Here is a 19,073-nt window from a genome sequence, read left to right on the forward strand (position 1 = left end):
GCTGTCCCACCCGGCCCTTGACGGGGCTCGCGGACGGCGGAGCACCGGTGTGGCCGGAGCCGACCGCGTAGCACCCCGCCCCCGCACCCACGCCAACTCCGAGCGTCACCGCGCCTGGTACACGGCGAACACGCCCAACACGCCGACGTACGAACAGACTTGGGCCACCGCCACGTCGCCCGGGTCCCGGGTCGCCCGGGTCGAGACCCCTCCGCCGACACTCTCCACGGCATCGTCCCCCGTCGCGGCGGTCGTCCCCGAGCCCCGGGAGCCGGGAGCCGACTACGGATTCGCCCCGCACGCGAACGGGGCGGCGTACGCCGACGTGGTGTGTCGGGGTACGCCGCCCGGAGGCGAGCGGTGCACGGTGCCGTGCCGTTACTTGGGGTCGCGGTTGAACGTCGAGGTGGACCAGCGGTAGCCGAGCACCGTGAGGCCGAGGCACCAGGCGAGAGCGATCCATCCATGGTGGCCGATCCCGGTGCCCAGAAGAAGCCCGCGCAGGGTCTCGATGGCCGGGGTGAAGGGCTGGTATTCGGCGACGGGCCGGAACCAGCCGGGCATGGACTCGGTGGGGGTGAAGGCGCTGGAGAGGAGCGGCAGAAGGATCATGGGCATGGCGTTGTTGCTGGCGGCCTCCGCGTTCGGGCTGACCAGGCCCATGCCGACCGCGATCCAGGTCAGCGCCAGGGCGAAGAGGACGAGGAGGCCGAACGCGGCGAGCCATTCGAGGGCGGAGGCGTCGGTGGAACGGAAACCGATGGCGACGGCGACGAGGCCCACGAGGACGACGCTGGCGACCGACTGAAGGACGCTGCCGATGACGTGTCCGACGATCACCGAACCGCGATGGATGGCCATCGTGCGGAAGCGGGCGATGATGCCCTCGCTCATGTCGGTGGATACGGACACCGCCGTCCCGATGACGGTGCTGCCGATGGTCATCAGGAGGAGGCCGGGAACGAGGTAGGCGATGTACGCGGAGCGGTCGGGGACGCCTCCGTTGATGCCCGCGCTCATCGCGTCGCCGAAGATGTAGACGAAGAGCAGGAGCAGCATGATCGGGGTGAGCAGCAGGTTCAGGGTGAGGGAGGGGTAGCGCCGGGCGTGCAGGAGGTTGCGGCGCAGCATGGTGGTCGAGTCGCGTACGGCGAGGGACAGGGAGCTCATCGGACGGCCTCCTCGGCCTGGTTGTTCTTCTGGGCGGGTACGGCGGTGCCGGTGAGGGCGAAGAAGACGTCGTCGAGGTCGGGGGTGTGCAGGTTGAGTTCGTCAGCCTCGATGCCGGCCGTGTCGAGCCGGTCGAGGAGGGTGCGCAGGGCGCGCTGGCTGCCGTCGCTGGGGATCTGGAGGGCGAGTGCCTCGTCGTCGTGGACGGCGTCGGGCAGGGTGGTGGCGGCGGACCGGTACGTGGACGGGTCGGTGAAGCGGAGGCGTACGTGCCCGCCGGGGATGAGCCGTTTGAGTTCCTCGGCGGTGCCCTGGGCGGCGATCCTTCCGTTGTTGAGCACGGCGATGCGGTCGGCGAGTTCGTCGGCCTCGTCCAGGTACTGGGTGGTGAGGAAGACGGTGACGCCGCGGGCGACCAGGCCGCGGATGATCTGCCACATGGTGTGGCGGGAGCGGGGGTCGAGGCCGGTGGTGGGCTCGTCGAGGAAGATGATGCGGGGGTCGCCGACCAGGGTCATGGCGATGTCCAGGCGGCGTTTCATGCCGCCGGAGTAGGTGGAGGCGGGCTTCTTCGCGGCGTCGGCCAGGTCGAAGCGCTCCAGGAGTTCGGCGGCGGCCCGCCGCCCCTCGGACTTGGTCAGGTGGTGCAGGTCGGCCATGAGGAGCATGTTCTCCTCGCCGGTGATCAGGCCGTCGACCGCCGAGAACTGCCCGGTCACCCCGATCGCGCGGCGTACGGCCTGCGGGTCCTCGGCCAGGTCGTGTCCGGCGACGCGCACGTCCCCGGCGTCGGCGGTGACGAGGGTGGAGAGGATCTTCACGGCGGTGGTCTTGCCGGCACCGTTGGGGCCGAGCAGGGCGAAGACGGTACCGGTGGGAACGGTCAGGTCGACGCCGTCGAGGACGGTCTTGTCGCCGTAGGACTTGCGCAGCCCGTGCGCCGCGATCGCCAGGTCGGTCATGAGGAGTGCTCCTTCGGGGTCTGTGGTGTCCGCGGTGTCCGCGGTGTCCGCGGTGTCCGCGGGTGTCAGAGGCTGCGGGCGGTGATGTCGCCGTAGGAGGTGGTGGCACGGATGTCGAGGGTGGTGGTGCCGTTGTTTCTCAGGCTGTTGCTGATCCGGCCGTGGTCGGTGCGGGCGTCCAGCGCGGCGGAGGCCTCCCGGGCCGCGCCGACCGAGAGTTGGCCGGCCTCGGTGCGCAGGACGACCCTGCCGTGGGTGGCTTCGGTGATCCGGATGTCGCCCTGCTGGGTGCTGATCTCGGCGGGGCCGTCGAGACGGCCGATCTCGATGTCGCCGGCGAGGAGGGTGAGGCGGGCGCTCCCGGTGCCTTCGAGCGTGACCGAGCCCTGTGCGCCCTCGAAGTCGATGTCGCCGAGGCGCCCGACGCCTCGCAGTTCGGCACTGGCCGTCTTCGCCTCCACGGGGGAGCCGGCGGGCAGGTGGACGGTCACCCGGACGAATCCGGAGCTGCCGAGGATCCGGTTCTTCGCCGGCGGGCGCTCGATCCGCAGGACGCCTTCGCCGTAGCCGACGGTGGTCTCCTCGGCGGCCTTGACGTCGCGGCTGTTCGAGGCGTCGGCCGGCAGGACCTCGACCGTGGTGTCGGCCCGGTCGCCGGCGACGAGGCGGATGTGTCCTGCGGGGATGTCCAGGACGACCGGGACCGGGGTGGGGGTGTCGAACGTCTGCATGGGGTTCTCCTTCGTCGCGTTCTTCGTCGTCGCGTTCTTCGTTTCCGACAACGCAAACGCTACGTTGCATTTGAAGATGCAGCAACACTCTTGTTGCGAGAGATGAGCATGCTCGCAGCTAGAAGCCATGAAAGAGTTGCAATGGATTTGAAACTAACGCAACGAATCCCACTCGCTCGTTGCAGTGACATGAAGGTGAACGCTATGCCGGAGACGGCGCGGGCGAGGAGGCCGAAGGCGTCCGCGCTGCCGGGGCCCGGGACGGCGGGTCGCAGCGCCCGGCTCCGGCGGCCGTTCACCGCCGGGCCGACCGGTGCCCGGCCACTGTTCACCCGGTGGGGGTCACCCCGTTCACCGGGCGCGGCCTAGGGTCTGTCCGGCCGGTCTCCGTGGATCGGCCCGCGGCCTCCGACGCCGCGTGACGCAAGGCGGAGCCGGTCCCGTATCGCATGTACGCGGGCCGCTCCGACGACACGGCGAGGCGTGGTGCCAGGCGTCGCGGGGTCCGCGACGATCCGCCGGAACAGGGCCCAGGGTTCCCGTGCCGCCGGCTGTCGCCGCGCGGCGTCCCGGACAGAAATGACGGAATGACTCGAGTGATCCCGGCCCCCGTACCCGGTCCGGTGCTCCCGCCCGCCGCCCCGGTGGCCCCCGCTCCGCCCGCCGCGCCGGTCCGCGACCGTATGCGCGCGCTCGACGGACTGCGTATCCTCGCCGCCCTGATGGTCTGTCTGTACCACTACGCGGGCCGGGGCGGGAAGGTCACCGAGGCATGGGGCCGGTCGCCGAAGGAACTCTTCCCGGACCTGTCCGCGCTGGCCGTCTACGGCTGCCTGGGTGTCCAGGTGTTCTTCGTGATCAGCGGCTTCGTCATCTGCATGAGCAGCTGGGGGCGTTCGCTCGGGGACTTCTTCCGCTCCCGGGTGTCGCGGCTCTATCCCGCGTACTGGGCGGCGATCGTGGTGGTCACCGCGGCCTGCGTGCTGATGCCGTCGGTGCTGCCGCCGCTCCGGCCGGACGAGGTGCTGGTCAATCTGACCATGCTTCAGCAGCCGGTCGGCGCGGACCGGGTGCTCGGTGTGTGCTGGACGCTCTGGGTGGAGGCCCGCTTCTACCTGCTCTTCGCGCTGTTCGTGGTGTGGAAGGGCGTGACCTACCGGCGGGTGGTGATCTTCTGCTGTCTGTGGACGGTGGCCGGAGCGCTCGCGGGGGTCACGGACAGCCCACTCGTCGACGAGATCGTGATGCCGGAGTACGCGCCCTTCTTCGTCGGCGGGCTCGCGCTCTACCTGATCCACCGGTACGGCGGGGATCTGCTGCTCTGGGGGATCGTCGCGACCAGTTGGCTTCTCGGTCAGCGTTACGCCCTGATCGGCCTCTGGAACCCGGAGGCGGTCAACGTCTTCCAGCAGCGCTCGCCGCTGGTGATCCTGCTGATCGTCACCTTCGCCTATGTGTCGGTGGCGGCCGTGGCGCTGGGCTGGCTGCGCCGGGCCGACTGGCGCTGGCTGACCTTCGCGGGGGCGCTGACCTACCCGTTCTATCTGGTGCACGAACATCTGGGCTGGTTCGCGATCACCGTGCTCCACCGGCGTCTGGGGGTCGCGCCGGCGGTGACCCTGATCGCCTCGGTCGGGACCATGCTGGTGATCGCCTGGCTGCTGCACCGGCTGGTGGAGGAGCCGTTCGGCCCTCGTCTCAAGCGCACGATGACGGCTCAGGCGGTCCGGGTGGGCGCGCGGGCCCGCGCCTGACGGGTGGGCAGCTCGGGGTGGAACGCCGTGAACCGCGGGGTGTCCACGGGGGTGGCTTTTCTCGGGCGTCGGCCCAGGGCCTCGGTGAAGCCCGTGGCCCCCATGGAGGCCACGACTTCCGCCCGCGTCTCCGGGCAGCTCGTCTGCGACACGTCGTCCAGGTCCTGCGCCGTGCGCGGCCCCTGCTCCGGGTGCTCACCGATCCAGTTCGCCGGTTCGACCGCGAAGTCGGCCTTCGCGCCGGCGGGGGCTCCCACCGCCTTGAGCCGGGGCGCGGTCGCTTCGAGGAAGGCGCAGAACGCCTCGCCGTCGACCGGGTTTCCTTCCGCCGCCGGGGCCTCGGCCGCCGACGTACCGCCCGGTGGTTTCCCGGACGGGCCCGCGTCGTCGGACGTCGCACCGTTTCCGCACGCGGTCAGGAGCAGCAGGAGGACACGGCACGCGATGCGCTTCACGGTTCGCCCCTTTGCGCGGGGCGGCTCGATGACGCCCGACGACGACAGTAGTGCCGCCCTGCGCGAAGAGCGCCTCACGCGTGTGCCCGATGTCCGGGGGGTGCGGCCCCGGGTCACCGGCGGTCGCGCACGTGGTCGGTGGTGCGCCGGGACGGTACGCCGGTGGTGGTCCGGCGGGCGCGATGGGGCTCGGCGAGGGCGCAGCGGACGCCCGCTGGAATGGTCGGGTCGACGCCGGCGATCACCGCGTGTTCGCCGGACGCCTTGCACGGCCCGGCGCTCGGTGGCGCTGCCGTGTCCTCAACGGTCGAACTCCCCTGCCGGCGCGGCGGGCCGGCTCCACACCACGAGCGTGGTGTGGAGCCGGTCCGCGCCGGGCGGCCCGGCCGTCCGAGGTGCGCGGGTCCGCGACGGGCTCCCGCCGGTTACGGGTAGACGTACAGCGCCCACCTGGCGCCGGTGCGGACGCAGGCGTGCTCGCCGACCTGCGTCTGGCCCACCTCGAAGCACTCCTCGATGGTGTCGTAGTACCCCACGAGGACGGGCGCCGACGCGGCCGACGCGGGTGCCGCGACGGCGCCGCCGGCGAGCACGACGGCCCCCAGCGCGACGCCCACGGCCCAGATTCTGGTACGCATACGATTCTCCCCCTTTGGTCCGGTCTCCTGCCTGACGCAACCTCACACGGGCGGACAACCCCGGGCAAGACGTCCGGGCGCCGATGGCCGGATTCGGCGCCCGGCTCCCGACGTGTCTCCCACATCTGGCCGAAGCCGAGCGACGGGAAGACCCACACGGCGGCCCCCGGCACACGGCCGGCGTGGCGGGACGAGCCGTGCGGTGACGACGGTGCGGGCGGCGGCCTTCCCGACGGGCGGTACGGCAGCACGGCTGATCCCAGGCGCCGATGCCCTCGCGGCCGTCATCGGACCCGCCTGCCGCCCGTACTACCCGGTCGCGGGCGCGCTGCCCGTGGTGACGCCCGCGCCGAGCTCCGGACCGGACGGAACGTCACAGGGCCCCGGCCTGCCCGGATCCCGGTCGTGCGTGGCGCCTTCCGCCGCGTCCCCGCCCTCGAACTGCGTGCGGTGCAGCTCCGCGTACCGCCCCTCCGCACCCAGGAGTTCTTCGTGCGTACCCCGTTCCACGATCCGGCCGTCCTCGACCACGAGGATCAGATCGGCGGCCCGGACGGTGGACAGGCGGTGCGCGATCACGACGGCGGTCCGGCCCTCCAACGCTTCGGCGAGCGCCGCCTGGACCGCGGCCTCGGAGGTGTTGTCGAGATGCGCGGTCGCCTCGTCGAGGATCACGACACGGTGGCGGGCGAGGAGCAGCCGGGCGATGGTCATGCGCTGGCGTTCCCCGCCGGAGAGGCGGTAGCCGCGTTCGCCGACGACGGTGGCGAGCCCGTCGGGCAAGGACTGGACCAGAGTGCCGAGGCGGGCCCGGCGCAGGACGTCCCACAGCTCGTCGTCGGTGGCTTCGGGCCGCGCGAGCAGCAGGTTGGCGCGGATGGACTCGTGGAAGAGGTGACCGTCCTGGGTGACCATGCCCAGGGTGGTGCGGAGGGACTCGGCCGACAGGTCGCGTACGTCCACCCCGCCGATACGGACGGCGCCCGCGTCGGTGTCGTAGAGCCGGGCCATCAGTTGTGCGACGGTCGACTTGCCCGCTCCGGAGGTGCCGACGAGGGCGACCGTCCGGCCGGGCTCGGCCCGGAACGAGATGCCGTGGAGGACCTCGGCGCCGCCGCGGGCGTCGAGCGTGGCGACCTCTTCCAGCGAGGCCAGGGAGACCTTGTCGGCCGAGGGGTAGGCGAAACGTACGGCGTCGAACTCGACGGAGACCGGCCCGTCGGGCACCTGCCGCGCGTCGGGCCGCTCCTCGATGAGGGGCTTGAGGCTGAGGATTTCGAAGACCCGCTCGAAGCTGACCAGGGCGCTCATCACCTCGACGCGCGCGCCGGCGAGTGCGGTCAGCGGCGCGTAGAGGCGGACGAGGAGCAGGGAGAGCGCGACCACCGAACCGGGGTCGAGGCTGCCGCGCAGGGCGTAGGTGCCGCCGAGCCCGTAGACGAGCGCCAGGGCCAGGGCGGAGACGAGGGTCAGCGCGGTGAGGAACGTGGACTGGGCCATGGCCGTACGGATCCCGATGTCGCGCACCCGGCGGGCCCGTGCCGCGAATTCGGCCGACTCGTCGGACGGCCGCCCGAACAGCTTGATCAGGGTCGCGCCCGGTGCCGAGAACCGCTCGGTCATCCGGTTGCCCATCGCGGCGTTCAGGTCGGCCGCTTCCCGCTGGAGCCTCGCCATGTGCGAGCCCATCCGGCGCGCGGGCACCACGAACACCGGCAGCAGGACGAGCGCGAGGAGGGTGATGCGCCAGGAGAGTGTGAGCATCACGGCGAGGGTCAGCACGAGCGTCACCACATTGCTGACGACACCGGAGAGTGTGTTGCTGAAGGCGCGCTGCGCACCGATCACGTCGTTGTTGAGCCGGCTGACCAGGGCTCCGGTGCGGGTACGGGTGAAGAAGGCGACGGGCATGCGCTGGACGTGGTCGAAGACCGCGATCCGCAGGTCCAGGATCAGCCCCTCGCCCAGGGTGGCGGAGAGCCGGCGTCCGAGGAGGCCGAGGCCTGCCTCGGCGACGGCGATGACCGCGATGAGCAGCGCGAGGCGGACCACGAGCCGCTCGTCACCGCCGGACACGATCGCGTCGACAACACGGCCCGCGAGGACGGGGGTCGCCACCGCGAGCAGTGCGGTGGCGACCCCGAGCAGGACGAACTGAATGATGCGGCGGCGGTGCGGCCGGGCGAAGCCGGCGATTCTGCGAAGGGTGGCGCGGGCGAACGGTCTGCGCTCGGGGCTGGCGTTCATGACGTTGTGCAACTGCGTCCAGGCCGTGGACTCCATACTCATGGGAGGAACGTAGAACCTCAACCAACCTTCAGGTCAAGCCGTGTTCCCGTCACCCGTCCCGGAGGCGTCCCCGGGTCTCACCGGTGCGGGCCGCCCCTCGTGGGCGGCCGGGGCCCGTACGGATCGCGACCGCCGTCCATGGGCGGCGAAGGCCCGTACGGATCACGACCCCCGGCCGACGCGCGCCACGAGAAGTAGACGACCGCACAGGCGACGAGCGCCGCCGGGATGAGGAAACGAGCGACCCACGACCAGCGCAATACGTTGTCCTCCCAGGACATCGCCGTCTCCGCGCCGTGGGGCAGGCCGAAGAGCACCAGCGAGCACAGGAACGAGAGGACGAGCGACACCACCAGGGCGCCTGCCAACCACAAGCCGAGCCACGCCCACCACGCCTTCGCGCCGCCGCGGACCATGGTGCCTCCCCCGCTCCCCCGTGCGTGCGGACATTGTCGCCCACGGCCTGCCGCCGGGAAACCTCAGCGGTCCGCCTGTTCTGCCGCGACACGCGGGTCGTACGGCGCGGGGGGCGGCTCGTGGACGGCCGTCGCGAGCCGCGTACGGCGGCCGGGCGGGGTGTGCCCCCGCCCGGCCGGTGGTCAGGCCGTGTTCCCGCGGCGGCGCAGGCGGAAGCCGCCGACGCCGAGCAGCAGGGCGCCGATGCCGCCGACGGCGGCGGCGTTGGTGGGGTTCATGGCGGTGGACGCCCGGTCGGTGTCGGCCGCCCGGTTCTTCACGCCCGACTTCGTGGTGCTCGGGAGCGCCAGGTACGGGAAGGTCCTCCCGAAGCCGACGTCGTTGGTGTCCACCTTGTCGCCCGCCGCCAGCGCGGGGACGAGCGTGCCGGTCTGCGCGGCGCCCTCGACGGCCTGGAGCGAGATGTCGATCACGTCGTCGGCCAGGCGTCGTCCGTTGGGGAAGCCGGCCAGGTCACCGGCGAGCACACCGAGCCGCTGCGGCTTCGCGGCGGGCGCGACGCCCATGTTGAGCCGCAGTTCCTCGGCCGGGAAGATCTGCCGCGGGTCGGCGTCCTTGTTGAGCCGGTGCGCGTTCAGGTCCGCCTTGATCGGCCCGCACGCCTTGCAGATACCGGTCAGATAGATCTCCGCGAGGTCGTCGCGGGGTGTCTTGGGCGCGGGGATGCCGTACACCTGCTGGATCAGCTTCGGCAGGATCGGGTCGTAGACCTTGTCGACGACGGGCTGCACGGTGCGGTCCTGGTCGGGTGAGATCGAGTTGAAGGCGTCCTTGTACTTGAGCGGTACGACGACCTCGTTGACCAGCGGGTTGCCGAGGCGCGAGACCTGCCGCCATCCGTCCTTGGTGCGCCGCGCGTTGCCCCCCATGACGTCCGCGCCCTCGCGGTCCGTGGTGGACCAGACGCCGACGACGGGGTTGCGGGTCGCGTTGCCGCGCAGGGCCAGGGACTTCTTGGGCACCTGGAGGGCGACCGAGTTGACGTTGTAGCCGGCGAGGGTGTCCTGGCCGCGTTCGCTGAGGTCACCGCCGTACAGCAGGTCGAAGACCCGCAGATCGGCGAAGAACGGGTCCTCCGTCTGGCCGGCGAACGCCTTGGCACCGCCGGGCACCGGGCGGACGGCCTGGGCGCGCAGGGTGCCGTAGTCGGGCATCGACGCCTTGCCGACGCGGGAGGGAGCGACGGGGGCGCCGCGCAGCAGGGTGCGGGTGCGCCCGCCCTCGGTGACCGTCAGGTCGTACGTCTGACGGAAGTTGAGGTTCGGGTCGTCGATCCTGCGGACCGGCCCCGTGTTGTAGAGGAACTGGTTCTCGGCGTCGCGCACATGGTTGCGGAAGCGCCAGGTGTACGTGACGTCGGCGCGGCCGTCACCGGTGTTGTCGATCTTGACGTGGTAGCGGGCGTCGTCCGCGAACGCGTAGAAGTTCGGACCGCCGTTGGGCTCCTCGAACGGGATCCAGTTCGCCACCAGGGTCACGGTGTCGGCGCGGTCCGGGCTGGTGAACGCGTACACGTCCGTGTTGTCGGCCCTCGGGTCGCCGGCGATCATCGGCGCCTCCCGGTGGCTGGACGCGGCGCCGATGCCGGGCGCGAGGGTCAGCACGGCCAGTCCGGTGGCGAGGGCGCCGGTGCCCAGGACGATCAGCGACTGATCGAGCGTGCGCCGTGAACGCGGCCGGGTGCGGGTCGTCTTCAAGGTGTTCCTCTCGTGCGCGAACGCGTCTCCCGGGGCGCGGTCGGGCCGCGCGGCGGAGGACGGGGTTCAGGTGAAGGTGGTGGTCTCCGGCTCGTCGGCCGAACGCCGTGCGTGTACATGCGGCTGCCACGCGGGCACCGGAGCGAGGGCCTTCGCAGATCCGGGAGCACCGCGCACCGGAAGGCCGGTACGCAGAACGCAGAAAAGCATGAGAAACCGGGGTCAGTTGCCGATTTAGTCCGGACCGACGGTTTCGGCGACCGCGAGTTCGGGACGAAACCGCAGGTGGCGGGCGGTTGAGGACGGGCCGGAAGAACGCGCCGCGACACGCACGGACGCGTTAGGCCGATCAGTGCCGCGAGGGCGATCGCCGCGGCGGCGGGCCCGGCTCCCCCGTCACGGCTCCGTGGGCTCGTACTTCGGCGCGACGGGCGGAACGCGCTCACCGCCGGTGGTCGTCGCCGGTACGCGGGCCGGCGGGCGTCACCGGTACGGGCGCCGCCGGTTCTGATCGCCGCGCGGAGCCGCGACGAGTCGGGCGGCGGAGTCGGGCGGCGGACTCGGACGGAGCCGGGCGGATCGCATCTGGGAACAGATCGCCGCAGTCGGGACCAATCCGCGACCCCGAGGTCACCGAATGCCCAGCGACGACGAGATGCACCGGATGTCTCGCGACCGCAAAGGGGATGCATCACAGTGATACGTCAGCGCACCGCCCGGTTCACGGCCCTTCTCACCCTGCCCGCCGCTCTCACGCTCGTCGCGGCCGTGCCCGCTCTCGCGAGCGGCGCGGCCGGCGAACAGGGTGAACACGCGGGACATGGCGGGAACTCGGCCTCGGCCCAGACTCTGACCGAGGCTCCGGCCAAGGACGAGGCGTACCAGATCGATCTGGAGTCGCTGAACGACTCCGGTGCCACGGGCGCCGCGCTGATCAGCTTCGACGACCGGAAGCTGACGGTGAAGATCGAGGCCACCGGACTGGTACCGGGTCAGCCGCACGCGCAGCACATCCACGGTTCCACCGACGGCCACGACTTCCGCTGCCCCGACGCGAGCGCGGACAAGGACGGCGACGGCATCGTCAGTACGGCGGAGGGCCTGCCGCAGTACGGCGACATCAACATCTCCCTGACGACGAAGGGCGACACGTCCAAGGACAGCGGACTCGCCGTCGACCGCATGCCGGTCGCCGACAAGGACGGCAAGCTCACCTACTCGCGCACGATCGACGTCTCGCAGGACGTGGTCGACCACTTCAGGGATCTGCACATCGTGCAGCACGGCATCGACCGCAACGACGACGGCGCCTACGACTTCGGCGCCGGAAAGAGCGAGTTGGACCCGAAGCTCCCGCAGGAGGCCACCGCACCCGCCGACTGCGGCATGGTCGAGGGCGCGGCCGTGGGCTCCATGCCGGTGGGCGGTGTCGAGACCGGCACGTCCGGCGGGCCGGGTGCCGGGACGACCGGCATGGTCGCCGGTGGCGCGGCGGCGATCCTCGCGGCGGGTGGGCTGTTCGCGGTCAACCGGCGTACCCGGACCGCGTCTTCGGGCTCCGACCGGCGCGCCTGACCGGGCCGGTGGCGGAGAGCCGGGGAAACAGGGAGACGGGGAGACGGGAAGCCACGCATGAGTGAGTCGAACGCCGCTGGAGACGGCGGCGGAGGCGGAGACCGTACGGGGCACCGAACGGAACGCCGTGCCGGACGCCGCATCGGTCGCCGTACGGTGCTGATCGTCACGATCCCGGTCCTGCTCGCGGTCGGCGGCCTGCTGCTGGCCCGGGGAACGGGCGGTGAGCAGCATCCCGCGCCGCCGAGGGCGGTCGACAAGGGCGGTCCGCCGACGGGGGATTCGGCCCCCGGGTCGAGCGGCTCCGCCCGGCCGCGGGAGCCCGGCGGGCGTACGGCCGCCGCCGCGCTGCCCGCGTCCGATCCCGTACGCGTCGTGATCCCCTCACTGAAGGTGGACTCCGGGCTGGAGCGGCTCGGGCTCGACAAGAACCGCGCCATGGAGACGCCCGAGGACCCGGACAAGGCCGGCTGGTACCACCCCGGACCCGCGCCGGGCGCCAACGGCCCGTCGGTCATCGCCGGTCATGTGACCTGGAACGGCGCGCCCACCGTGTTCTTCGACCTGGCCAGGATCGACCCCGGGGACACGGTGGAGGTGGCGCGGGAGGACGGCACGACCGCCGAGTTCACGGTCGACCGGGTACGGACGTATCCGAAGGACGCGTTCCCCACGGTCGAGGTCTACCGCAATCTCGACCACGCCGGGCTGCGTCTGATCACCTGCGGCGGCGACTTCTCCGAGGCCGACCGCCGCTACGCGGACAACGTGGTCGTGTACGCGACCCTCACCGGCAGCCACCCGTCCGCGCCCGGTCCGGGCGAAGGGGCCTGAGGGAACCGCGCGCGGACCGTGCCACCGCCGAGTGCGCAGCGCCCGAGTGCGGAGGGGGTACGCGTCAGGGGTTCGGCATCGCGACCGGCCCGGCCAGCACCTGGTCGAGGACGGTGGCGAGGTACCGCGCGGGGTCCGGGAGGGCGGGGTGCCGGCGGGGCAGGGCGGACTGGCTGTCGGCGGCGCCCTGGGCATTCGCGCCGCGCAGGGCCCGATCGCGGCCGGTGTCATTCACGGAGGAGCCCACCTCGGCCGCCCTCAGGTGCCGGTTCCGTCCCAGGGCTGAACGGACCGGCCGCCGCGCCAAGCCCCGCATCGCCATCCCCGTCCCCCGGCACCGGTTCGCCGGAAACGGGCACGGTCCATGCCGGCCACCACGGTGCGGCCGTCGGCAGCGCCGGTCGTGTCAGCTACCACGCCGCGCCCCGGGAGCTCGCCGCGTGGCCGCACCAGGTCGGGGTGATCCCCTCCCGGGCGCGGTCCTGCCGGCACCGCGTCGAGGCGGAGCGACTGCGGGCGGCCGTCGCGTACGGCGGCGGCGCCGTACCGGGCCAGGTCCTGAAGCGGGTGCAGGAGCCGGACGGTCCCGACAGTCTGACCGCCCGTAAGGATCTCACCGTGCTCCACGGGCTGAACGGGGACACGGTCGGCACGGCGACCGCGTTCGCCGATCTGCTCGCCCACTGCGAGCGGGTACGGGGTCCGGACCACCCCGACACCCTCGCGGCACGCGACCTTCCCGCCCGGTGGCGGAGCAGGCACGAGGACCGACGCCGGACCGCCGCGTCCGGCTCCCGGCCGGTCCCTCGGCGAGAGCGGCCGACACGGGAGTCCCCACCGGATGAACACCGGACCGGTGCGCGGGAGTCGTGAGAAGGCCGAGTACCCGGCCCCGGCCGGTACGTTCACGGCTTCCCGGAAGAGCCTCCGTCGCGTGATCCGTACCGGGAACGCCCCCTGACGCGAAAAAGGCGGCTGTGTCTCAGGGTTGACAGTGGTCAGTCACTCCAGCACCCTCCCGGGAGAGCGCTCTCCGAAGTGATCGACACCCCGTGGAGATGCACATGAGCCCCCTGTCCTCGTTACTCCGAATCCCCCGACGACGCAGACCCCTGGTCGCCGTCGCCCTCGCCATGAGCCTCGCGATGGGCGGCGTCGTCGGCACGTCGACCGGCAGCGCGAGCGCCGCCGACACCCTTCTCTCGCAGGGCAAGCCCGCCGTGGCCTCCTCGACCGAGAACGGCGGAACCCCCGCGTCGGCGGCCGTCGACGGCGACCCCGGCACCCGCTGGTCCAGCACCGCCACCGACCCCCAGGCCTTGCAGGTCGACCTCGGCGCCACCGCGACCGTCAGCTCCGTCACCCTCAACTGGGAGGCGGCGTACGCCACTTCGTTCAAGATCCAGGTGTCGGCCGACGCCCAGAACTGGACCGACGTCTACGCGACCACCACCGGCCCCGGCGGTGTGCAGACGCTGCCCGTCAGCGGTTCCGGCCGGTACGTCCGGATGTACGGCACCGCCCGCGCCACCGGATACGGCTACTCCCTCTGGGAGTTCCAGGTCTACGGTTCGACCGGCGGCGGCACCGGCGGCACCTCCGGCCCGGTCATCTCCGCGTACAAGCCGGTGACCGCCTCGACCTGGGAAGGCGCCAACGCCCCCGCCGCCGCGCTGGACGGGCGGACCGACACCCGCTGGTCGAGCCAGTTCGCCGACAACCAGTGGCTCCAGGTGGACCTCGGCGGCACGGCCACGGTCACCGGCGTCGAGATCAACTGGGAGTCCGCGTACGCGAAGGGCTACCGCGTCGAAGTCTCCGACAACGGCACGGCCTGGACCGTCCTGCACTCCACGACCACCGGCAAGGGCGGCGTCGAGAAGCTCTCCCTCACCGGCAAGGGACGGTACGTGCGGCTGTTCGGCACGGCCCGCGCGACCGGATACGGCTTCTCCGTATGGGAGTTCCAGGTCCTCGGTTCGGTCGACACCTCCACCGCGACCCCGCCCCTGCTCTCCGGCCCCACCAAGGCCCCCGCGACGCTGAACCAGTTCGCGCTGGCCGCGCCCGCCGACCGGGCGATGATCACCGACACCCGCAGGCCCCCGCTCTCCTGGGCGGCCGTTCCCGGCGCGGCGCGCTACGAGGTGTGGCTCAACATCAGCCGTACCGACTACGACTTCACCGCCTCGGGCAACCTGATCGACCTCTACACCAAGGTCGCCGAGCCCACCGGCACCGGTTACACGCCCACGTGGGACATCCCCGACCGGTGGACGTACAAGTGGTTCGTCGTCGCGGTGGGCGGCTCGGGCACGCGTACCACCTCCAACATCCGTACGTTCAGCGTCTATCTGCCCGAGATCGAGACCGTGAGCGACGGCGTCGGCCTCGTGGGCGGCGCGCGGGACCTCAACAAGAACGGGACGCTCGAACCGTACGAGGACTGGCGGCGGCCGGTCGAGACGCGCGTCGGTGATCTCCTCGGCCGGATGACGGCGGAGGAGAAGGCGTACCAGATGTTCTACAACGTGCAGTCCTTCCCGCGCTCCGGCTGGCACTTCGGCCCCGCCCAGCCGGCCGATCTGCACGACATCCTGCTGTCCACGGCGGCCACGCGGCTGGGCATCCCGCCCGTCTCGGCGGGCGACACCACCGCCGGCTACCAGACCACCTACCCGTTGCAGAGCACGCTCGCCGCCAGCAAGAACTACCCGCTCGACTACCGGCTGGGCGACATGCAGCGCAGGGAGCAGCTGGAGGTGGGCGCCCGCGGCACGCTCTCCCCGCTCGCGGAGGTCGGCACGAAGGTGCTCTACCCCCGGATCCAGGAGGGCGGCGGCGAGAGCGCCGAAGTCGCGGCGGCGCAGCTGCGGGCCCTGGTCGCCGGGCTCCAGGGCGGTCCCGAGCTGAACCCGGCCTCCGTGCTCGCGACGGTCAAGCACTGGCCGGGCGAGGGGGCCGGTGGCGAGGCCGGGATCGTCTACGACGGGGTGACGATCAAGTACCACATGATCCCGTTCCGGGCGGCGATGGAGGCCGGCGCGGTCAACATCATGCCGGGGTACGCGGGCAGTTCGTTCCTGGACCCGGGTGGTCCCGGCGCGGGCGACAGCGCCAAGATCCTCGCGTATCTGCGGCAGAACCTGGGCTTCACCGGCCTGATCACCACCGACTGGCTGCCGTCGGGCACCTGGGTGCGGGCGGCCAACGCGGGCTCCGACGTGATGGGCGGGGCCGATCCAGGCGCTACCGGATTCACCATGGCGGAGTTCCAGTCCCAGGTCCCCCTGGCCCGGATCGACGACGCGGTGACCAGGATCCTGCGGCTCAAGTTCCAGCTGGGTGTGTTCGACCGCCCGTACGGTGACCCGGTGAACGGCCCCTACCGGTTCCATCAGCCGAGCTATGTCGCGCTCGCCAACCAGGCGGCCCGCGAGTCGAACACCCTGCTCAAGAACAACGGTGTCCTGCCGGTGCGGCTCAACCGGGGCGACAACATCGTCGTGGCCGGTCCCCGGGCGACGGACGGTTCCGCGTGCTGCATCTGGTCCAGCTACTTCCACCCCAACTACGGGTCGCTGAACACCCTGGACGCCATCAAGGCCAGGGCCGCGACGGCCGGTGTCAACGTCTACCAGGACACGGGGCCGGCCCCGAAGCTGGCGGTGGTCGCGGTCGGGGAGCCGTCGTACACCCACGCCACGTCCTGGGTGAACACCGAGCCCCATCTGCCGGCCGACCAGCTCGCCCTGATCAGGAACTTCAAGAATCAGGGCATTCCGGTGGTGGTGGTGCTGACGCTCCCCCGGCCGATCGTGATCAGTGAGTGGAACGGGCTGGCGGACGCCGTCGTGGTCACCTACCGGGGCGGTGAGGAGGTCGGCCCGGCAACGGCGAGCCTGCTGTTCGGCGACTACACACCGAAGGGGAAGCTGCCCTGGCAACTGCCCCGGAGCCTGGACCAGATCCTGAAACCGGGCGGGGGTGACGTGGAGGCGGACGCCAACGAGGAGTGGGATCTGCCGTTCGATCTGGGGGCGACCGACGCGGAACGGGCGGACATCCGGGCGAGGATAGACGCCGGCCGGCCGGTCCCGACCACGTACGGAAACCCGCTCTACCCGTACGGGGCGGGCCTGACGTCCTTCAGCCCGTGAGCGGGTGGGCCGGTGAGCCGGTGAATCCGTGAGGTGATGTGCTGTGCCGGGGCCGCACGCGGCCCCGGCACAGCTCGTCCGGATCAGATGCCGAACGGTGCCGCGTAGCGGACGGTGCCCGTCGGCAGCGGATGGGCGGTGTCCAGGCTGAGGGCCATCATGGCCTCGTCCGGGACGTCGATGCTCAGCCCGATGCCGTGCGCCGAGGCGCGGGTGAAGCCGAACCTCGGGTAGTAGGCCGGGTGTCCCAGGACGGTGACGAAGTGTTCGCCCCGGTCCTCGGCCGCCCGCAGCGCGGCACGGACGGCCGCGGAGCCGGCACCGGTCCTCTGGTGTTCCGGATGTACGGCGACGGGGGCCAGGCACAGGGCCGGGACGCCGTCGATGTGACAGCGCGTCAGGAGCGCGTGGCCGGCGAGGCGGTCGTCCTCGTCGGTGGTGACGACGGACAGGCCGTCGATCCAGGAGGCGTCGGCGCGCAGCGCCTCGACAAGGTCGGCCTCCAGCGGGGTGTCGAACGCGGCGAGGTGGAGGGCGCGGACGGCGGGGATGTCGGCGCCGGTCTCGGCGCGGGTGATCCAGTTGCGAGGGGACATGACGGGATGCGGATCCGTTCCGTGGTGAGGTTCGTGCGGACACGTCGCCTCGCGAGCGCACGCTCCGGCGAGGCGGATCAGGAGGAGGTCAGACCGGCATCCGGAACGTGAGGATCATCCGGACGCCGCGCACGGCGGTGGCCTCGGGCGCGGTCATCAGCCCCAGCTCCTCGTCTTCCTCGCTCCACGTCGGACACGAACACGGAGAAGCTTACCCTCGCCGTTCCGGCGGACCTCGGGCCCGGCGGGCGAGGTCACGTCGTACGGGCCGCGCTCCGCAGGCTGTGGGCGTACCGGCCTGCCACGGCCCGCTGGAGCAGGCGTCCGCCGGGGCCCAGCGCCCGCGTGTACCAGGCCGAGGGGCGGCTGATGGCGACGATGACGAGGTCGGTGGTGCGGTCCGGCCGGCGCTCCAGGACGAACGACTCCTCGCCGCACTCGGGGTGCCCGGTGAGTGTCCCGTAGGCGAACCCGGTCCGGTGCCTCTCGTCGACGGTCCACACGACCTCGCAGGGCATCGTGAGCGGTCCCGCCCGCAGCGGCACCCGTACACCCGGCGCGGCGTGCGGAGTGCCGGCCGGGACCCGCATGAAGGGCGTGGCCCGGTGCATTCCCCACCCGAAGAGCGCCTCGGCGGCACGGTCGTACGTGTCGGGACCCAACGGCGCACGGACCCGCAGGACGTGGAAACCCGGAGGCACCGGTCCGCCCGTCGCCGTCATGCCCACGTCGGAGTAAGTCAGTTCGCGCATGCGGCTCATCATGCCGCGTCGCGTCCCCGTCGACGGGTGACGGGTTCCGGTCGGCCACGCCTGTTGTGCTCCGACAGGGGCGTGGTCGTCACCCGGCGGAGTCCCGCATCGGCCGGTGCCGGTCGGGCCGGTGAACGGCGTGGGCCTGCGAACTCGCGGTCGTCACCCACGGGCGGAACACGACCGGCGAAACGGGGATGTCCGGCAGCGGGCCCCGGGCAGCGGGCTCCCCCGCCCTCACCCGGGCTGCCGGGCACGGGCTCGATCGGATGGTGCGGCCGGTGTCCACCTGCCGAACCACTGCTCGGCGCCGTATGCCTCGAACCGCTCCACCTCGATGAAGCCCAGCCTCGCCGCGAGGCGCATGGAGCGGAGGTTGGCGGTCTGGGTGGCGAGTACCACCGGTTCACCGGGAAGGGCGCCGGCGAACCAGTCGAGTGCCGCCGCGCACGCCTCGGCGGCGTACCCGTGTCCCCAGGCGTGCGGCAGGAGCAGGTAGCCGAGCTCGGCCCTCCCGGCGGCCCGGGGAAGGTGCCCGGTGTCCTTGGTGAGCGTGATCTGGCCGATCATCGATCCGTCGAGGTCGACCACGAACCGACCGGGACGCCGACCGGGCGCCCCGGGCATCGCGCGCTCCACCGCGTCACGCGGTTGCGGGCCACCGAGGTAGGTACTCACTTCCGGCGAGGTCACCAGTTCGACGACCGCCGCACGGTCCCGGGCCTCGGGCTCACGGAGCACGAGTCGCCCGGTCCTGATCGGGGCGGGCGGCCAGGCGACGGGCCCGAGCTCGGTCATGCCGGTCAGCCCATCAAGAGTCTCGGCGGCTGTCAACTCGCGCGTGAGGAGCGGGAGTCGAGCGGAGCAGCAGGCGTCAGTGATCACGTGGCGCCCACTCGGCGCGGCCCCGGCCCCGTCATCGGGGCCCGTCCGCGGTGGGTTCCCGACGCGGAGGCCCTGTCCGCCCCCCTTCGAATGGGCGG

17 protein-coding genes are annotated in these 19,073 nt (G+C 71.9%); 5 read left to right on the plus strand and 12 right to left on the minus strand.

Translation table 11 applies throughout. The features are described from left to right. Window positions 1-378: 378 nt before the first annotated feature. From OG875_RS00125 to OG875_RS00135, 3 genes are all read right to left on the minus strand, one after another. The gene (locus OG875_RS00125) at window positions 379-1,170 is read right to left on the minus strand and encodes an ABC transporter permease (RefSeq protein WP_330172121.1); all 792 of its coding nucleotides are present in this window, start codon (window positions 1,168-1,170) and stop codon (window positions 379-381) included. Further along, window positions 1,167-2,132: an ATP-binding cassette domain-containing protein gene (locus OG875_RS00130; RefSeq protein ID WP_330172122.1), complete on the minus strand. Its 966-nt coding sequence runs from the start codon at window positions 2,130-2,132 to the stop codon at window positions 1,167-1,169. The genes OG875_RS00125 and OG875_RS00130 overlap by 4 nt, the downstream gene beginning before the upstream one ends. A gap of 65 nt (window positions 2,133-2,197) precedes the next feature. Continuing rightward, window positions 2,198-2,863 (minus strand): DUF4097 family beta strand repeat-containing protein, encoded by a 666-nt coding sequence (locus OG875_RS00135; RefSeq protein ID WP_330172123.1) that lies wholly within the window; start codon window positions 2,861-2,863, stop codon window positions 2,198-2,200. Between the two features lie 587 nt (window positions 2,864-3,450). On the opposite strand from OG875_RS00135, the gene OG875_RS00140 reads away from it, so the two are divergent. After that, window positions 3,451-4,617, plus strand: coding sequence for an acyltransferase family protein (locus tag OG875_RS00140; RefSeq protein ID WP_330172124.1), 1,167 nt, complete (start codon window positions 3,451-3,453; stop codon window positions 4,615-4,617). On the opposite strand, the gene OG875_RS00145 is transcribed toward OG875_RS00140, so the two are convergent. The 5 genes from OG875_RS00145 to OG875_RS00165 form a co-directional block, all read right to left on the minus strand. Next, window positions 4,581-5,072, minus strand: a complete 492-nt coding sequence (locus tag OG875_RS00145) for a hypothetical protein (RefSeq protein ID WP_330172125.1) — start codon at window positions 5,070-5,072, stop codon at window positions 4,581-4,583. The genes OG875_RS00140 and OG875_RS00145 overlap by 37 nt on opposite strands. Window positions 5,073-5,497: 425 nt before the next feature. After that, window positions 5,498-5,710, minus strand: coding sequence for a hypothetical protein (locus OG875_RS00150; protein ID WP_330172126.1), 213 nt, complete (start codon window positions 5,708-5,710; stop codon window positions 5,498-5,500). Window positions 5,711-6,019: 309 nt separating this feature from the next. After that, the gene (locus OG875_RS00155; protein WP_330172127.1) at window positions 6,020-7,999 is read right to left on the minus strand and encodes an ABC transporter ATP-binding protein; all 1,980 of its coding nucleotides are present in this window, start codon (window positions 7,997-7,999) and stop codon (window positions 6,020-6,022) included. Between the two features lie 77 nt (window positions 8,000-8,076). Further along, entirely contained in the window at window positions 8,077-8,415 is a 339-nt protein-coding gene (locus OG875_RS00160; RefSeq protein ID WP_330172128.1) for a hypothetical protein, read from the minus strand. A gap of 183 nt (window positions 8,416-8,598) precedes the next feature. Next, window positions 8,599-10,173 (minus strand): DUF4331 domain-containing protein, encoded by a 1,575-nt coding sequence (locus tag OG875_RS00165; RefSeq protein ID WP_330172129.1) that lies wholly within the window; start codon window positions 10,171-10,173, stop codon window positions 8,599-8,601. 696 nt (window positions 10,174-10,869) lie between these two features. On the opposite strand from OG875_RS00165, the gene OG875_RS00170 reads away from it, so the two are divergent. Further along, window positions 10,870-11,748 carry a hypothetical protein gene (locus tag OG875_RS00170; RefSeq protein WP_330172130.1) on the plus strand — a complete coding sequence of 293 codons (879 nt, stop codon included), beginning with the start codon at window positions 10,870-10,872 and terminating at the stop codon, window positions 11,746-11,748. 57 nt (window positions 11,749-11,805) lie between these two features. Next, window positions 11,806-12,582 carry a class F sortase gene (locus OG875_RS00175; RefSeq protein ID WP_330172131.1) on the plus strand — a complete coding sequence of 259 codons (777 nt, stop codon included), beginning with the start codon at window positions 11,806-11,808 and terminating at the stop codon, window positions 12,580-12,582. Between the two features lie 64 nt (window positions 12,583-12,646). On the opposite strand, the gene OG875_RS00180 is transcribed toward OG875_RS00175, so the two are convergent. Continuing rightward, on the minus strand, window positions 12,647-12,817 hold the full coding sequence (locus tag OG875_RS00180) for a hypothetical protein (RefSeq protein ID WP_330172132.1): 171 nt from the start codon (window positions 12,815-12,817) through the stop codon (window positions 12,647-12,649). A 224-nt stretch (window positions 12,818-13,041) separates the two neighbouring features. Here OG875_RS00180 and OG875_RS00185 point away from each other — a divergent pair, with 224 nt between their 5' ends. Together OG875_RS00185 and OG875_RS00190 are read left to right on the plus strand one after the other, a co-directional pair. Beyond that, complete coding sequence (locus OG875_RS00185; protein ID WP_330172133.1) at window positions 13,042-13,455, plus strand: hypothetical protein; 414 nt, start codon at window positions 13,042-13,044, stop codon at window positions 13,453-13,455. 191 nt (window positions 13,456-13,646) lie between these two features. Next, the gene (locus tag OG875_RS00190; RefSeq protein ID WP_330172134.1) at window positions 13,647-16,742 is read left to right on the plus strand and encodes a discoidin domain-containing protein; all 3,096 of its coding nucleotides are present in this window, start codon (window positions 13,647-13,649) and stop codon (window positions 16,740-16,742) included. A gap of 83 nt (window positions 16,743-16,825) precedes the next feature. On the opposite strand, the gene OG875_RS00195 is transcribed toward OG875_RS00190, so the two are convergent. The 3 genes from OG875_RS00195 to OG875_RS00205 all read right to left on the minus strand — a co-directional run bounded on the left by OG875_RS00195 (window position 16,826) and on the right by OG875_RS00205 (window position 18,888). Continuing rightward, entirely contained in the window at window positions 16,826-17,338 is a 513-nt protein-coding gene (locus OG875_RS00195; protein ID WP_330172135.1) for a GNAT family N-acetyltransferase, read from the minus strand. Window positions 17,339-17,592: 254 nt separating this feature from the next. Beyond that, window positions 17,593-18,090: a DUF1990 family protein gene (locus tag OG875_RS00200; protein WP_330172136.1), complete on the minus strand. Its 498-nt coding sequence runs from the start codon at window positions 18,088-18,090 to the stop codon at window positions 17,593-17,595. Window positions 18,091-18,327: 237 nt separating this feature from the next. Continuing rightward, entirely contained in the window at window positions 18,328-18,888 is a 561-nt protein-coding gene (locus OG875_RS00205) for a GNAT family N-acetyltransferase (protein ID WP_330172137.1), read from the minus strand. Window positions 18,889-19,073: the final 185 nt, after the last annotated feature.

Origin of the sequence: Streptomyces sp. NBC_01498, assembly GCF_036327775.1 — a bacterium.
Lineage (GTDB): Bacteria > Actinomycetota > Actinomycetes > Streptomycetales > Streptomycetaceae > Streptomyces.

Coding starts and splice junctions, on each gene's coding strand:
- OG875_RS00125 (WP_330172121.1), bottom strand. CDS start 1,170: ATGAGCTCCCTGTCCCTCGCCGTACGCGACTCGACCACCATGCTGCGC.
- OG875_RS00130 (WP_330172122.1), bottom strand. CDS start 2,132: ATGACCGACCTGGCGATCGCGGCGCACGGGCTGCGCAAGTCCTACGGC.
- OG875_RS00135 (WP_330172123.1), bottom strand. CDS start 2,863: ATGCAGACGTTCGACACCCCCACCCCGGTCCCGGTCGTCCTGGACATC.
- OG875_RS00140 (WP_330172124.1), top strand. CDS start 3,451: ATGACTCGAGTGATCCCGGCCCCCGTACCCGGTCCGGTGCTCCCGCCC.
- OG875_RS00150 (WP_330172126.1), bottom strand. CDS start 5,710: ATGCGTACCAGAATCTGGGCCGTGGGCGTCGCGCTGGGGGCCGTCGTG.
- OG875_RS00155 (WP_330172127.1), bottom strand. CDS start 7,999: ATGAGTATGGAGTCCACGGCCTGGACGCAGTTGCACAACGTCATGAAC.
- OG875_RS00160 (WP_330172128.1), bottom strand. CDS start 8,415: ATGGTCCGCGGCGGCGCGAAGGCGTGGTGGGCGTGGCTCGGCTTGTGG.
- OG875_RS00175 (WP_330172131.1), top strand. CDS start 11,806: ATGAGTGAGTCGAACGCCGCTGGAGACGGCGGCGGAGGCGGAGACCGT.
- OG875_RS00190 (WP_330172134.1), top strand. CDS start 13,647: ATGAGCCCCCTGTCCTCGTTACTCCGAATCCCCCGACGACGCAGACCC.
- OG875_RS00195 (WP_330172135.1), bottom strand. CDS start 17,338: ATGTCCCCTCGCAACTGGATCACCCGCGCCGAGACCGGCGCCGACATC.
- OG875_RS00200 (WP_330172136.1), bottom strand. CDS start 18,090: ATGCGCGAACTGACTTACTCCGACGTGGGCATGACGGCGACGGGCGGA.
- OG875_RS00205 (WP_330172137.1), bottom strand. CDS start 18,888: ATGACCGAGCTCGGGCCCGTCGCCTGGCCGCCCGCCCCGATCAGGACC.